Raw genomic sequence first — 13,364 nt, 5'->3', positions numbered from 1 at the left:
TTCGGCATATCCCCGACCGGCCCGTCCGCGATCTCGGTGCCCAACGACATATGTCCGCGAGGGTGGTGGCCTGACCAGGCTTGGGGCATGACAGCGACCCAGTCGGCCCGACCGACCACCGCCCCCACGTCCGAGCGCGCGAAGCGGGGGTCCGCGAAGCCGAAGTACGTCCCCGGCACCCCCCGTTGGGCCCAGCTCGCCGCGCACGCGGTCCCGCTGGTGGTGCTGCCCTCCAGCATCTGGCGGCTGCTCATGACCGCCGGATGGGCCGGGGTCGACCACTCCGCGAACCCGGGCTACCGCTCCGAGCTCAGCGACTACCTCTACGCACTCCTCCTGTCCGCGGTTTCCGAGGGGCTTGCGCTGCTGACCCTCGGTCTGGTCAAGCCCTGGGGCGAGGTTTTCCCGCGCTGGATACCCCTCCTGGGCGGACGCCGCGTGGCGATCAAGGCAGCGGTGATCCCGGCGACCGTCGGCGCGACCCTGCTGGTGCTGCTCGCCGCGTACTTCTTCCTGGACCCCATCCTCTTCCACATCCACTTCACGCCGTCGATCGGCGCCAAGGGGACGGCCACCTCACACCTGGAGGTCAGCGGGTGGTCGCAGGTGCTGTTCGTGGCCTGCTACCTGCCGCTGGTGGCCTGGCCGGTGCTGGTCGGCGCCGTCACCCGCGCCTACTACCGCCGCCGCGCCACCACGGAAGGACGCTGAGATGAGCGAGCTGGCGCCGAGCGGGCGGCTCCGCGCCGCCTGGGCCGCCGTCCACACTCCCGTGGCGGGAGTCCCGCGCGGTGCCCGCCTCGCGGCCGCCGTCATCCCGTTCACCGTGCTGCCCGCGAGCATCTGGCGGATCGCCGGGATCACCTTCCACCTGCCGCTCGACGGCGGTCTGCACCCGGGGCACGGGCAGATTCCGGTCTGGCTGCCGATGAAGGTCTACGTCCTCCTGATCTCGGTCCTGTCCGAAGTGCTGGCGTTGCTGGCCTTCGGCCTGATCGCGGGCTGGGGCGAGGTGTGGCCGCACTGGATCCCGCGCCTGCGGGGCCGGCCGGTTCCGGTGCTCGCGGCCGTGACTCCCGCCGGGCTCGGCGCCACGATCCTGACCACGATGTGGAGCTGGGCCGCCGTCACCGGGGCGTTCGGCAGGACCGCCGAGTGGCGGCCGCTGCCGCCCGACAACCCGATGACCCTGCACGACTGGCACTCGGCGCTGCTGGCCGCCGCCTACGCGCCGCTCGTGCTGTGGGGCCCGCTGCTCGGCTGGCTGACCGTCGCCTACTGGCGGCGCCGCGCGGGGCACGCGCCCCGGCCCGCCGTAGCGGTGGCCAGCGTGGCGCCCCGATGAGACGGCGCCTGATGCTGGTGCCGCCTCCGGTGAATCGTCATTCGTGGAGCCAGAGTCGGACGGCGGCGGCTGTGAGCCGCGGGTCAGCCGGTGACCGACCTGGTCCGTGCCCTCGTGGACGAGGGTCTGTTGCGCAGAAACGAGTCCGGCACCACCTACGAGCGCGTCTGACGGATGGTGCGAGTATTAGCCGGCGACGCCCGCACACGCGGATGTCACGTCCCGGGCCTGCAAGGCGCTTCGACCGATCAAGACAACGGCCGTTCGCTGCGCAGCCTGCGGATCTCGCCGTATGCGGTCTCTAGTGCCGCATGAGGCAACGTTTGCCCGTCAAGGAGCGGCGTCCGGTGCGTGCTCTGGGGGTCCCCCCGCCGGAGGCTGGGGGAGTGCCGGCCGGAAGTCCTCGTACTGGACGTACTTGGGCTTTCGGCCGGTGCGGCGAGAGTGCGTGCCGGGCGTCGCGACGGGGCGAACGTTGCCTGTTGCCGCACTAGCCTGGCTAGCCCGCCACCGTCACCTGACGTGCGGCCGGGGCCGCCTCGTGTCGGCCGTCGGTGCTGAGCGCGCGCAGGATCTCCTCCACGCTCTGCTTGGCGTCGCCGAAGAGCATGCTGCTGTTCTCGCGGAAGAACAGCGGGTTTTGCACGCCCGCGTAACCGGAGGCCATGGAGCGCTTGAAGACGATGACTTGCTCCGCCTCCCAGACCCGCAGCACCGGCATGCCGGCGATGGGGCTGCCCGGGTCGTCGGTCGCGGCCGGGTTGACTGTGTCGTTCGCGCCGATGACCAGCACGACCGAGGCGTCGGCGAACTCGTCGTTGATCTCGTCCATCTCCAGGACGATGTCGTAGGGCACTTTCGCCTCGGCCAGCAGCACGTTCATGTGCCCGGGCAGGCGCCCGGCGACGGGGTGGACGCCGAAGCGGACTTCGACGCCCCGCTCGCGCAGCCGGCGCGTCAGCTCCGCGACCGGGTGCTGGGCCTGGGCGACGGCCATGCCGTAGCCGGGAGTGATGATCACTGAGCGGGCCTGGGCGAGCATCTCGGCCGCCTCCGCGGCGCGCACCTCGCTGTGCTCGCCGTGCTCCTCGTCGCGGCCGGGCGGCGCCTCGATGCCGAAGCCGCCTGCGATGACGGAGATGAAGGAGCGGTTCATCGCCTTGCACATGATGTAGGACAGGTAGGCACCGGAGGAGCCGACCAGCGCGCCCGTGACGATGAGCAGGTTGTTGTCGAGCAGGAAGCCGGCTGCGGCCGCCGCCCAGCCCGAGTAGCTGTTCAGCATGGACACGACGACGGGCATGTCGCCGCCGCCGATCGAGGCGACCAGGTGCCAGCCAAGGGCCAGCGCCAGCACGGTCACCGTGATCATCAGCGGCAGGTTCGGGCTGATGGTGAACCAGACCGTCAGCGCGACGAAGGCGCCGAGCGCGCCGAGGTTCAGCGCGTTCTTGCCCGGCAGCGTCAGCGGACGGGACTTGATCCGCGCCGAAAGCTTCAGGAACGCGACGATCGAGCCGGTGAAGGTGACCGCGCCGATGAAGATGCCGATGAACACCTCGGTGTGGTGGATGCCCAGCAGATCGGCGCCGATCCGGGTCTGCGCCCTGCCGTGCGACTCCACCTCCAGGTAGCTGTTCCAGCCCACCAGCACCGCGGCGAGGCCGACGAAGCTGTGCAGCACCGCGATCAGTTCGGGCATCTGTGTCATCTCGACCTGGCGAGCCCGCCACAGGCCGATCACCGCGCCGAGTGCCATGGCCAGCAGGATCAGGGCCACCGCGCCGGCGGTGATGCTCTGCGCCGCCGCCACGATCGTGGCAACCAGCGCGAGGACCATGCCGGCGATGCCGTAGATGACGCCGGCGCGGGAGGTGCGGTGCTGGGACAGGCCGGCCAGGCTGAGGATGAACAACAGGGCGGCGACCAGGTTGGCCGCGTGGGAGGCCGTCATGGAGGTCATCTCGGCTCAGCCTTTCGAGAACATGGACAGCATGCGGCGGGTGACGGCGAAACCTCCGAAGACGTTGACGCTCGTCAGCAGGATCGCCACGAAGGACAGCGTGGTGACGATCCGGCTCTCGTGCCCGATTTGCAGCAGGGCACCGATCACGACAATCCCGGAGATCGCGTTGGTCACCGACATCAGCGGTGTGTGCAGCGCATGGTGCACCTTGCCGATGACGTAGTAGCCGATCACCACCGCCAGCGCGAACACGGTGAAGTTCTCGGCGAGTTGCGTGGGGGCCAAGGCCACCAGCAGGAACATCGCGAGCATGCCGAGCCCGATCAGGCCGAAGCGTCCTGCAGGCGTCAGCTTCGGTTGCTTGGGCTCGGGCTTGGCGGGCGTGGTCGCCGGCTGCGCGGCGGGCGCGGCCGAGACCGCGACGGGCGGCGGCGGCCAGGTGACGTCGCCGTCCCGCACTACGGTCACGGCCCGCTGCACGACGTCGTCGAAGTCGATCGCCAGCTGCCCGTCCTTGGCAGGCGTGAGCAGCCTGATCAGGTTCACCAGGTTGGTGCCGAACAGCTGCGAGGCCTGTGCGGGCAGCCGGGAGGCGAGGTCGGTGTAGCCGATGATGGTCACGCCGTTGTCGGTCACCACCGCCCGGCCCACGACCGTGCCCTCGACGTTGCCGCCCTGGGCGGCGGCCATGTCGACGATGACGCTGCCCGGTTTCATGACGGCCACGTCCTCGGCCGTCAGCAGGCGCGGCGCGGGCCGGCCCGGGATCAGCGCGGTGGTGATCACGATGTCCACGTCCTCGGCCTGCTGATGGTAGAGCTCGGCGGCGGCGCGGTCGTAGTCGGCGGAGGTCGCCGTGGCGTAGCCGTCGGTGCTCGCCTCCTGAGCGACGTTCACCGGGAGGTATTCGCCGCCCAGCGACTTCACCTGGTCCGCGACCTCCGGCCGCGGATCGGTCGCGCGCACGATCGCGCCGAGGCTGGAAGCGGCGCCGATCGCCGCCAGACCTGCCACACCCACGCCGGCCACCAGGACCTTCGCCGGCGGCACCTTGCCCGCCGCGGTGACCTGGCCGGTGAAGAACCGTCCGAAGACGTGCGCCGCCTCGATGACCGCGCGGTAGCCGGCGATGTTCGCCATGGAGGACAGCACGTCCATGGACTGCGCGCGCGAGATGCGCGGCACCGCGTCCAGCGCGAGGGCGGTCACGCCGGCGTCGGCGAGCGCCTGAAGCAGGTCGGGATGCTGTGCCGGGGCCAGCAGGGCGACCACGGTCGCGTCCTCCCGTAGCCGGGCCGTCTCCGAGCCGGAGGGGGCGTTCACCTTCAGGACGACATCCGCGTCCCAGGCCTCGCCGACCTCCGCGCCGGCATCGACGTAGGCCTGGTCGGTGAAGCCGGAGGCGGCACCGGCCTCGGGCTCGACCACGACCTCGTAGCCGAGCCCCAGCAGCAGACGCACCGTCGCGGGGGTCGCCGCGACGCGCGTCTCCCCGGGGACGGACTCGGCGACCACGCCTATGCGCTGGGGAGGATGTGCGGGTTCTTCAGCAGACATGTCCTGTATCTCTCGTCGGAGGAGGGTTCGGAGGGGATCTGCGATCGCTGGAATCTACCCGCCAGACGGATGCGGGCCAACGCAAGCAGACTGCGATGTGCTTCACCTTGAGGTACCGGCCGTCGGACGAGAATAGAAGGAATCGAATACTGTATGCAATGCCTGTATGCAATGCCTCGAAGTCTACGCCTGTCGATTACGTAGCGTTGGTGGACATCCTTGAGAGTGACTGAATACAGTATGCAGTCTTCAATCGAGAGGAGTCGCCATGAAGATCGCAGTCCTCGGGGCCGGTGCGATCGGTGCCTATGTCGGCGCCGCGCTCCACCGCGGCGGCGCCGAGGTCCACCTCGTCGCCCGGGGCCCGCATCTGCGGGCCATGCAGACCGAAGGGGTCCGCGTGAACAGTCCGCGCGGCGACTTCACCGCCCGGCCGCACGCCACGGACGACCCCACCGAGATCGGCCCGGTGGACTACGTGTTCCTCGGGCTGAAGGCCCACGCGTATCCCTCCTGCGGGCCTCTCATCGAGCCGCTGCTCGCCGAACACACGGCGATCGTGGCCGGGCAGAACGGCATCCCCTGGTGGTACTTCCACCGGCTGACAGGGCCCTACGAGGGTCGGCGAGTGGAAGCGGTCGACCCGGGCGGCGCCACCAGTGCGGTCCTGGCACCGGAACGGGCCATCGGCTGTGTCGTCTACCCGGCCACCGTCATCGAGGCGCCCGGAGTGATCAAGCACCTGGAAGGCACCCGGTTCTCCCTCGGGGAGCCCTCGGGTCACATCTCCGAGCGCTGTACGGCGCTGAGCGAAGCCCTGGTCGCCGGTGGTCTGAAGGCGCCGGTCGAGTCGAATCTGCGCGACGACATCTGGATCAAGCTCATGGGTAACGTCGCATTCAATCCGCTCAGCGCGCTCACCAGGGCGACCATGGCCGAGATCTGCGGTCACGCCCAAACCCGGCGGCTGGTGGCCCAGTTGATGGAGGAGACCCTCGACATCGCGGCCAGGGTCGGCAGTGAGCCGGACATCTCCATCGAGAAGCGGCTGCGCGGTGCCGAAGGGGTCGGACACCACAAGACCTCGATGCTGCAGGACCTGGAGGCCGGCAAGCCGCTCGAACTCGACGCCGTGGTGACGGCGGTGGTCGAGATCGCCGACATCACCGGCGCGGAGGCGCCCACACTGCGTGCCGTCCACGCGGCGACGGACCTGCTCGCGTGCCGCAATGCCGAAAGTGCTGCCGGTGTCGGGGCCGGGTCCGGGGCCGCACCCGCGTGAGCATCCGATCTCTGCAGGCGTATTGCATACTGTATGGAGTCTGCGCATGCTGATTCCATGGCTATCACCCAGGCGCCCACCGCAGACCAGGCCCTCGACATCCTCTTGACGGGCAATCAGCGCTTCGTCGTCGGAGACCCGCAGCATCCGAACCAGGGCGCAGCACACCGCGTCGCTCTGGCGCCCGGTCAGCACCCCTTCGCCGTGCTCTTCGGCTGCTCCGACTCACGACTGGCCGCAGAGATCATCTTCGATCGAGGTCTCGGGGACCTCTTCGTGGTGCGTACCGCCGGCCATGTGCTGGGTCCCGAGGTGCTCGGCAGCATCGAGTACGGCGTGGGCCAACTGGGCTGCCGGCTCGTGGTGGTGCTCGGACACGACGCATGCGGAGCGATCCGCGCCGCGCGCACTGCCCTGGAGGAGGGCCTGGCTCCGGCCGGGTACGTGCGCGATGTCGTCGAGCGCGTCACGCCCAGCGTGCTGGCCGCGCGTGCGGCGGGGCTGAGCGAGGAGCCCGACATCGTGGACGAGCACATACGGCACACCGTGGACCTGCTGCTGGACCGCTCTCCCGCGCTCCTCGGCAGGCAGACCGCGGTCGTCGGCCTCTCCTACCATCTCGGTGACGGACGGGTACGCATGGTCACCAGCCGAGGCCTGGACGGCACCGCCGCCGCCTGAGCCGCTCAGGCTCTGTGCACACGACACCGCCTCATCTCGCCTCGGACAGAGGCGAGATGAGGCGGTGTCGTGCGCCCGGGCCGGGTCAGCCGGCCGAGGCCTCCTGCGGCTGCCGCAGCAGCTGAGCGGCGGCGAGGACCACGGGATCCAGGCCGTCCGCCCCGGCGTCCGCCAGGTTCAGCAGCCGGGTGCGCATCCGCGGGTCCCAGAACCGGCGGATGTGACCCGCGATCGCCTCGGCGGCCCGGTCGCCGGGGAGCTGCCGGAAGTTCGCGGCGATCTGGTTCGCCATCCGCTGCTCGGGCGGCACGGCGTCGGCCATCTCAGTCCACCCCCGCGAGCAGGTCGGTTTCCACGGACTCGGTGGTGTGCCGCCCGAGCGGGTGGGCGAGTCCGACCTGTACGGCGGTCACCTTGTACTCCGGGCAGTTGGTCGCCCAGTCCGAGTTCTCGGTGGTGACCACGTTGGCGCCGGTCACCGGGTGGTGGAACGTCGTGTAGACGACGCCCGGCGGCATCCGGTCGGACACCCGTGCGCGCAGCGTCGTACTGCCGACCCGGCTGGCCAGCGTCACCACGTCCCCGTCGGTGATGCCGCGGTTCTCGGCGTCCAGCGGGTGCAACTCGAGCACGTCCTCGGGGTGCCACGCCACGTTGCCGGTACGGCGCGTCTGGGCCCCGACGTTGTACTGGCTGAGGATACGGCCCGTGGTCAGCACCAGCGGGAAGCGCGAGGTGGTGCGCTCGTCCGTCGGCACATAGGCGGTGACCACGAACTTGCCCTTGCCGCGGACGAACGCGTCGACGTGCATCGTCGGTGTGCCTTCGGGTGCCTGCTCGTTGCACGGCCACTGGACGCTGCCGAGCTTGTCCAGCACCTCGAAGGAGACTCCCGTGAACGTCGGTGTGACCTGGGCGATCTCATCCATGATCTGGCTCGGGTGGTCGTACGCCATGGGGTAGCCCATGGCGGTGGCGATCTCGCAGACGATCTGCCACTCGTGCTTGCCCGTCTTCGGCTTCATCACCGCCCGCACCCGGTTGATACGGCGCTCGGCGTTGGTGAAGGTGCCGTCCTTCTCCAGGAACGACGCGCCGGGCAGGAAGACGTGCGCGAACTTGGCCGTCTCGTTGAGGAACAGGTCCTGCACCACGACCAGGTCCATGGCCGCCAGCGCTGAGCTGACGTGCTGGAGGTTCGGGTCGGACTGGGCGATGTCCTCGCCGTGTACGAACAGGCCCCGGAACGAACCGTCGATCGCCGCGTCGAACATGTTCGGGATGCGCAGCCCCGGCTCGCCCAGGATCGAGCGCCCCCACAGCTCCTCGAACACGGTGCGGACCGCGTCGTCGGAGATATGGCGGTAGCCGGGGAGTTCGTGCGGAAACGAGCCCATGTCGCAGGAGCCCTGCACGTTGTTCTGGCCGCGCAGCGGGTTGACGCCGACGCCGTCGCGGCCGATGTTGCCGCACGCCATCGCCAGGTTCGCCATCCCCATGACCATCGTGGAGCCCTGGCTGTGCTCGGTGACGCCGAGGCCGTAGTAGATGGCCCCGTTGGGCGCCGCCGCGTACAGCCGGGCGGCGCCGCGCAGTTCGTCGGCCGGCACACCCGTGATGGGCTCGGTGGCCTCCGGACTGTTCTCCGGCAGTGCCACGAACTCGGCCCACTCGTCGAACCCCTCGCACCGGTCCGCGACGAAGCCACGGTCGACCAGACCCTCCGTGACGACCACGTGCGCCATGGCGTTGATGACGGCGACGTTCGTGCTCGGCTTGAGCTGCAGATGGTGCGCGGCCTCGATGTGCGGCGAGCGCACCAGGTCGATACGGCGCGGGTCGACCACGATGAGCTGTGCGCCCTCACGCAGCCGGCGCTTCATCCGCGAGGCGAACACCGGGTGCCCGTCGGTGGGGTTGGCGCCGATGACCACGATGACGTCGGCTTCGGCGACCGACTTGAAGTCCTGCGTGCCGGCGGACTCCCCGAAGGTCTGCTTCAGCCCGTACCCGGTGGGGGAGTGGCAGACGCGGGCGCAGGTGTCGATGTTGTTGTTGCCGAACGCCGCGCGGACCATCTTCTGGACGACGTAGACCTCTTCGTTGGTGCATCGCGAGGAGCTGATGGCGCCGATCGAGGCGGGGCCGTACGTCTCCTGGATGGCGCCCATCTTCCGGGCGACCGTCTGGATGGCCTCCTCCCATTCGACCTCGCGCCACGGGTCGGTGATCTTCTCGCGGACCATGGGCTTGAGCTGACGGTCGGGGTGGGTGGCGTAGCCGAAGGCGAAGCGGCCCTTGACGCAGGAGTGGCCTTCGTTCGCCCCGCCGTCCTTGTACGGCACCATCCGGACCAGTTCGTCGCCGCGCAGCTCGGCCTTGAAGGAGCAGCCGACACCGCAGTAGGCGCAGGTCGTGATAACCGAGCGGGACGGCATGCCGAGTTCGACGACAGAGCGCTCCTGCAGCGTCGCCGTCGGGCAGGCCTGCACACATGCGCCGCAGGAGACGCACTCGGAGTTCATGAACGACTCACCGGCGCCGGCGGAGACCTTGGAGTCGAAGCCGCGGCCCTCGATGGTCAGCGCGAAGGTGCCCTGCACCTCACCGCAGGCGCGGACGCAGCGGGAGCAGACGATGCACTTGGACGGGTTGAAGTCGAAGTAGGGGTTGCTCAGGTCCGGGGCGGCGTCGAGGTGGTTCTCGCCCTCGTAGCCGTACCGCACCTGGCGCAGCCCGACGACGCCCGCCATGTCCTGCAGTTCGCAGTCGCCGTTGGCCGAACAGGTGAGACAGTCCAGCGGGTGGTCGGAGATGTACAGCTCCATGACGCCCTGGCGGAGCTTCTCCACCTTGGGCGTCTGGGTCCGTACGACCATCCCGTCGGCGCACGGTGTCGTGCAGGACGCCGGAGTGCCGCGGCGGCCGTCGATCTCCACCACGCACAGCCGGCAGGATCCGAACGGCTCCAGGCTGTCGGTGGCGCAGAGCTTGGGTATGTCGACGCCGGCGAGCGCCGCCGCGCGCATCACCGAGGTGCCGTCCGGCACCGTGACGGGCAGTCCGTCGACCTCGACCGAGACGGTCGCTCCGCCGGGCCGTTCCGGGGTTCCGAAGTCGGGCTCCTTGAGCAGTGTCATGCCGTGCTCTCCCCCCTCGCGAGGAAGTCGTCGGAGAAGTGTGTGACGGCGCTGCGCACCGGCATCGGGGTCAGCCCGCCCATGGCGCACAGCGATCCGTCGGTCATCAGCTCACAGAGGTCCTCGAGCAGGGCGAGGTTCTCCTCGCGCTGCTCGCCTGCCACGATCCGGTCGATCACCTCGACGCCACGTACCGAACCCACGCGGCAGGGCGTGCACTTGCCGCACGACTCCGCGGAGCAGAACTCCATCGCGAAGCGCGCCTGTGCGGCCATGTCCACCGTGTCGTCGAAGACCACGACGCCGCCGTGGCCCAGCATCGCGCCCGCCGCCGCGAACGCCTCGTAGTCCATGGGCAGATCGAACATCGACGTCGGCAGGTAGGCGCCGAGCGGCCCGCCCACCTGCACCGTGCGCACCGGGCGCCCGGTGAGCGTGCCGCCGCCGTAGTCCTCGATCAGTTCGCGCAGGGTGACGCCGAACGCCGTCTCCACGATGCCGCCGCGCGCGATGTTGCCGCCGAGCTGGAAGACCTGCGTGCCGCGCGAGCGCTCCACGCCGAGCTCCTGGTACGCCTTCGCCCCGTCCGCGAGGATCACCGGGACGGTGGCGAGGGTGAGGACGTTGTTGACGACGGTCGGCTTGCCGAACAGCCCCTCGATCGCGGGGATCGGCGGCTTCGCGCGGACGACACCCCGCTTGCCCTCCAGGCTCTCCAGCATGGAGGTCTCCTCGCCGCAGATGTACGCGCCGGCACCGACGCGGACATGCAGGTCGAAGGTGAGGTCCGAGCCGAGGATCCGCTCGCCGAGCCAGTTGTTCTCTCGTGCGATCTCGATCGCCGCGCGCATCGTGGCCACCGCGTCCGGGTATTCCGAGCGGATGTAGACGTAGCCCTCGCGTGCACCGACCGCGTGGGCGGCGATCGTCATGCCCTCGATGAGCATGAACGGGTCACCCTCCATGACCATGCGGTCCGCGAAGGTGCCACTGTCGCCCTCGTCGGCGTTGCAGCAGACGAACTTCAGTTCGTCCGCACAGCCGAGCACGGTCTTCCATTTGATGCCGGCCGGGAATCCCGCACCGCCCCTGCCGCGCAGGCCGGACTCGGTGACCGCGGCGACCACGTCGGCGGGCGGGAGCCGAAGTGCCTTGCGCAGTCCGGCCAGGCCGCCGTGGCGTTCGTAGTCCTCCGGGGAGAGCGGGTCGGTGATCCCGACCCTGGCGAAGGTGACCCGGTTCTGGCGGGCCAGCCACGGGAGTCGGTCCACGGTGCCGAGCCGCAGCGGGTGGTCCGCCCCGTCCAGGAGGCCCGCGTCCACGAGGTCCGCGACGTCCGAGGGTGCGAGGGGGCCGTAGCCGATCCGACCCTCGGGCGTGACCACCTCGACCAGCGGCTCCAGCCAGAGCATGCCGCGGGATCCGTTGCGCACCAGCTCGATCTGCCGGCCCCGATCGGCGGCCGCCTTCCGTATCGCCTCCGCGACCTTGTCCGCGCCGACGGACCGGGCCGCCGAGTCGCGGGGGACGTACACCCGCACCGGGGAGTTCGAATCCTGAGTCACGATGAGACCGCCTCGTCAAGGATCGAGCGCAGGCGATCCGCGCTCACACGTCCCAGGACCTCGCCGTTCACTTCGACGGACGGCCCCAACGCGCAGTTGCCGAGACAGAAGGCCTGCTCCACGGTGACCGAACCGTCGGCGCGCGTCTCCCCGAGCGAGACGCCCGCCCGGTCGCGGGCACAGGTCACCAGGGCGCCTGCGCCGAGCGCCTGACAGGCCTCGGCACGGCAGATGCGCACGGTCGTACGGCCGGCCGGCTCGCTGCGGAAGTCGTGGTAGAAGGAGACCACCCCGTGCACGTCCGCCCGGGAGAGGTTGAGCTCCCGGGCGAGAAGTGGAACGGCCTCCTGCGGTACATGCCCCAGTTCGGCCTGGATGGCATGCAGTATCGGCAGCAGCGCGCCGCGTTGCCCGCGATGGGCGGCCACGATCGCACTGATGGCGGCCTGCGTCGTCACGTCACTGACGCTCGTCGTCATGGTTCCTCCCCCTGATCCTGGTGCATGTGTGAATCCCTTGGCTTGATCGGATGGATCCACGGGGTGGTGATCGACGAGCCCGGCCCCCGGCCGTCCTGCTCGTACGGCATGAGCGCCCCTGTGGTTGTCCCAACTCATCGAATACTGTATGCAGTCGGCACGCCTCCGTCCACCGTCGGGAGCGTGTGGAAGGTCAGGCGAGCGCGTCGGCGCTGACCGGCTCGGCGGCCGCCGAGCCCGCGACCGGCAGCGTGGCCAGCCACGCGAGGACGGTGCTCAGCGCGTCAACGCGCCTGCCGCCGTCCCGTCCGAGCCCCGCGCTCGCCGGGACCAGCACGGGGTCGGCGCAGACAGTGGACGTGCCGCTGCCGCGCGGGCCCGCGCCGTTGGGCCGAGCCGGCACGAACAGGCCGGGGGCATCTGCCGGGACCAGCCAGAGGGTCGGCCTGTCGCTGCCGGACGCCGGCCCGGAGAACCAGATGTAGCTGTCGGCCTCGCCCGCCCCGACGACATCGCGTTTCCGGCCGCGCAGGGCCACCACGTCGCCGGTACGCGTCGCCGTCGAACCCGCCGGCGAAGCCGCGCCGCCCGGTCCGTAGCCGTCGCCGACGTCGGTCAGGGCGAGGGTGCTGAGGTGATGGCCGGCGGCGACCTTCCGGCGCACCCACGGGGTGCCGTACGCCTCCATGAGGGCGACGGCGGCGTAGTGGGACCGGAGAACGGCGCCCGTGGCCGGGCAGGCCCGGGACACCACGGTCACGACCTCGGTGGCCTCGACGAGTCCGAGGCCCCCGCCGCCGAGGTGGGCGGAGGCGGTGAGTCCGAGCAGTCCTGCGTCTCCGAGGGCGACCACGGAGGCGCGGGGAAACCTCTCGCCTGCGCTGGTCTGCTCGGCGGAGGGGTCGATGGTGCTGCTCAAGACGTAGGAGAGAGCGGAGCGGTACGACATGGAGCGGCTCCCTGAAGTCCGGGCGAGCGGGGAGCCTGCTGAGCCTCCCCTCGTAGATTGCATACTGTATGCCATCGCCTCTGGGTGTTCATACTGTCTCTTTGCTGTTTCTTAGGGAAAACCTCAACTTCCAGCCCGGGTCACTTGGATCACGAAGGAGCTAATGTCCCGTCCACTGCATACAGTATTCACTTCCTGTTGCCGCCCTGTCGCGGTCCGCGACGAACGAGTGAGGTGACCCGGTGACCACCGCGATCAGCAAACCCACCACTGGCACCAAGGCACTGGACGGTGTCCGTGTACTGGACATGACGCACGTCCAGTCGGGGCCGTCCGCCACCCAGCTGCTCGCCTGGCTCGGCGCGGACGTCGTCAAGCTGGAGGCGCCGACCGGTGACAT

12 protein-coding genes are annotated in these 13,364 nt (G+C 69.9%); 5 read left to right on the top strand and 7 right to left on the bottom strand.

Features of this window, described 5'->3' with window-relative positions; translation table 11 throughout:
* Positions 1-87 precede the first annotated feature (87 nt).
* Together ABZ396_RS23280 and ABZ396_RS23275 are read left to right on the top strand one after the other, a co-directional pair.
* Positions 88-711, top strand: a complete 624-nt coding sequence (locus ABZ396_RS23280; protein ID WP_358926942.1) for a hypothetical protein — start codon at positions 88-90, stop codon at positions 709-711.
* 1 nt (position 712) lies between these two features.
* Entirely contained in the window at positions 713-1,345 is a 633-nt protein-coding gene (locus tag ABZ396_RS23275) for a hypothetical protein (RefSeq protein ID WP_358926943.1), read from the top strand.
* 499 nt (positions 1,346-1,844) lie between these two features.
* On the opposite strand, the gene pntB is transcribed toward ABZ396_RS23275, so the two are convergent.
* Both pntB and ABZ396_RS23265 read right to left on the bottom strand, forming a co-directional pair.
* Positions 1,845-3,308 carry a Re/Si-specific NAD(P)(+) transhydrogenase subunit beta gene (gene pntB, locus ABZ396_RS23270; RefSeq protein WP_358926944.1) on the bottom strand — a complete coding sequence of 488 codons (1,464 nt, stop codon included), beginning with the start codon at positions 3,306-3,308 and terminating at the stop codon, positions 1,845-1,847.
* Between the two features lie 6 nt (positions 3,309-3,314).
* Complete coding sequence (locus ABZ396_RS23265) at positions 3,315-4,868, bottom strand: Re/Si-specific NAD(P)(+) transhydrogenase subunit alpha (RefSeq protein WP_358926945.1); 1,554 nt, start codon at positions 4,866-4,868, stop codon at positions 3,315-3,317.
* A 268-nt stretch (positions 4,869-5,136) separates the two neighbouring features.
* Between ABZ396_RS23265 and ABZ396_RS23260 the strand changes: the two genes are divergently transcribed.
* Together ABZ396_RS23260 and ABZ396_RS23255 are read left to right on the top strand one after the other, a co-directional pair.
* Positions 5,137-6,150, top strand: a complete 1,014-nt coding sequence (locus ABZ396_RS23260) for a 2-dehydropantoate 2-reductase (RefSeq protein WP_358926946.1) — start codon at positions 5,137-5,139, stop codon at positions 6,148-6,150.
* A 57-nt stretch (positions 6,151-6,207) separates the two neighbouring features.
* A complete protein-coding gene (locus tag ABZ396_RS23255; RefSeq protein WP_358926947.1) occupies positions 6,208-6,831 on the top strand; it encodes a carbonic anhydrase in 624 nt (207 codons plus the stop codon).
* Positions 6,832-6,916: 85 nt separating this feature from the next.
* Here ABZ396_RS23255 and ABZ396_RS23250 read toward each other — a convergent pair whose 3' ends face one another.
* The 5 genes from ABZ396_RS23250 to ABZ396_RS23230 form a co-directional block, all read right to left on the bottom strand.
* A complete protein-coding gene (locus ABZ396_RS23250) occupies positions 6,917-7,153 on the bottom strand; it encodes a formate dehydrogenase subunit delta (protein WP_358926948.1) in 237 nt (78 codons plus the stop codon).
* A 1-nt stretch (position 7,154) separates the two neighbouring features.
* A complete protein-coding gene (fdhF, locus tag ABZ396_RS23245; RefSeq protein ID WP_358926949.1) occupies positions 7,155-9,971 on the bottom strand; it encodes a formate dehydrogenase subunit alpha in 2,817 nt (938 codons plus the stop codon).
* Positions 9,968-11,536 carry an NADH-quinone oxidoreductase subunit NuoF gene (locus ABZ396_RS23240; RefSeq protein WP_358926950.1) on the bottom strand — a complete coding sequence of 523 codons (1,569 nt, stop codon included), beginning with the start codon at positions 11,534-11,536 and terminating at the stop codon, positions 9,968-9,970. Before ABZ396_RS23240 ends, fdhF begins: the two co-directional genes overlap by 4 nt.
* Positions 11,533-12,015 (bottom strand): formate dehydrogenase subunit gamma, encoded by a 483-nt coding sequence (locus tag ABZ396_RS23235; protein WP_358926951.1) that lies wholly within the window; start codon positions 12,013-12,015, stop codon positions 11,533-11,535. The genes ABZ396_RS23240 and ABZ396_RS23235 overlap by 4 nt, the downstream gene beginning before the upstream one ends.
* Before the next feature lie 193 nt (positions 12,016-12,208).
* Positions 12,209-12,964, bottom strand: a complete 756-nt coding sequence (locus tag ABZ396_RS23230; RefSeq protein WP_358926952.1) for an acyl-CoA dehydrogenase family protein — start codon at positions 12,962-12,964, stop codon at positions 12,209-12,211.
* Positions 12,965-13,206: 242 nt separating this feature from the next.
* On the opposite strand from ABZ396_RS23230, the gene ABZ396_RS23225 reads away from it, so the two are divergent.
* Positions 13,207-13,364, top strand: a 158-nt coding sequence (locus ABZ396_RS23225) for a CoA transferase (RefSeq protein WP_358926953.1), incomplete at its 3' end; no start/stop codon positions are given.

Origin of the sequence: Streptomyces sp. NPDC005866 (assembly GCF_040629895.1) — a bacterium.
GTDB lineage: Bacteria > Actinomycetota > Actinomycetes > Streptomycetales > Streptomycetaceae > Streptomyces.
Note: the sequence above shows the minus strand (reverse complement) of the source record. Positions and strands in the feature narration are given on the sequence as shown.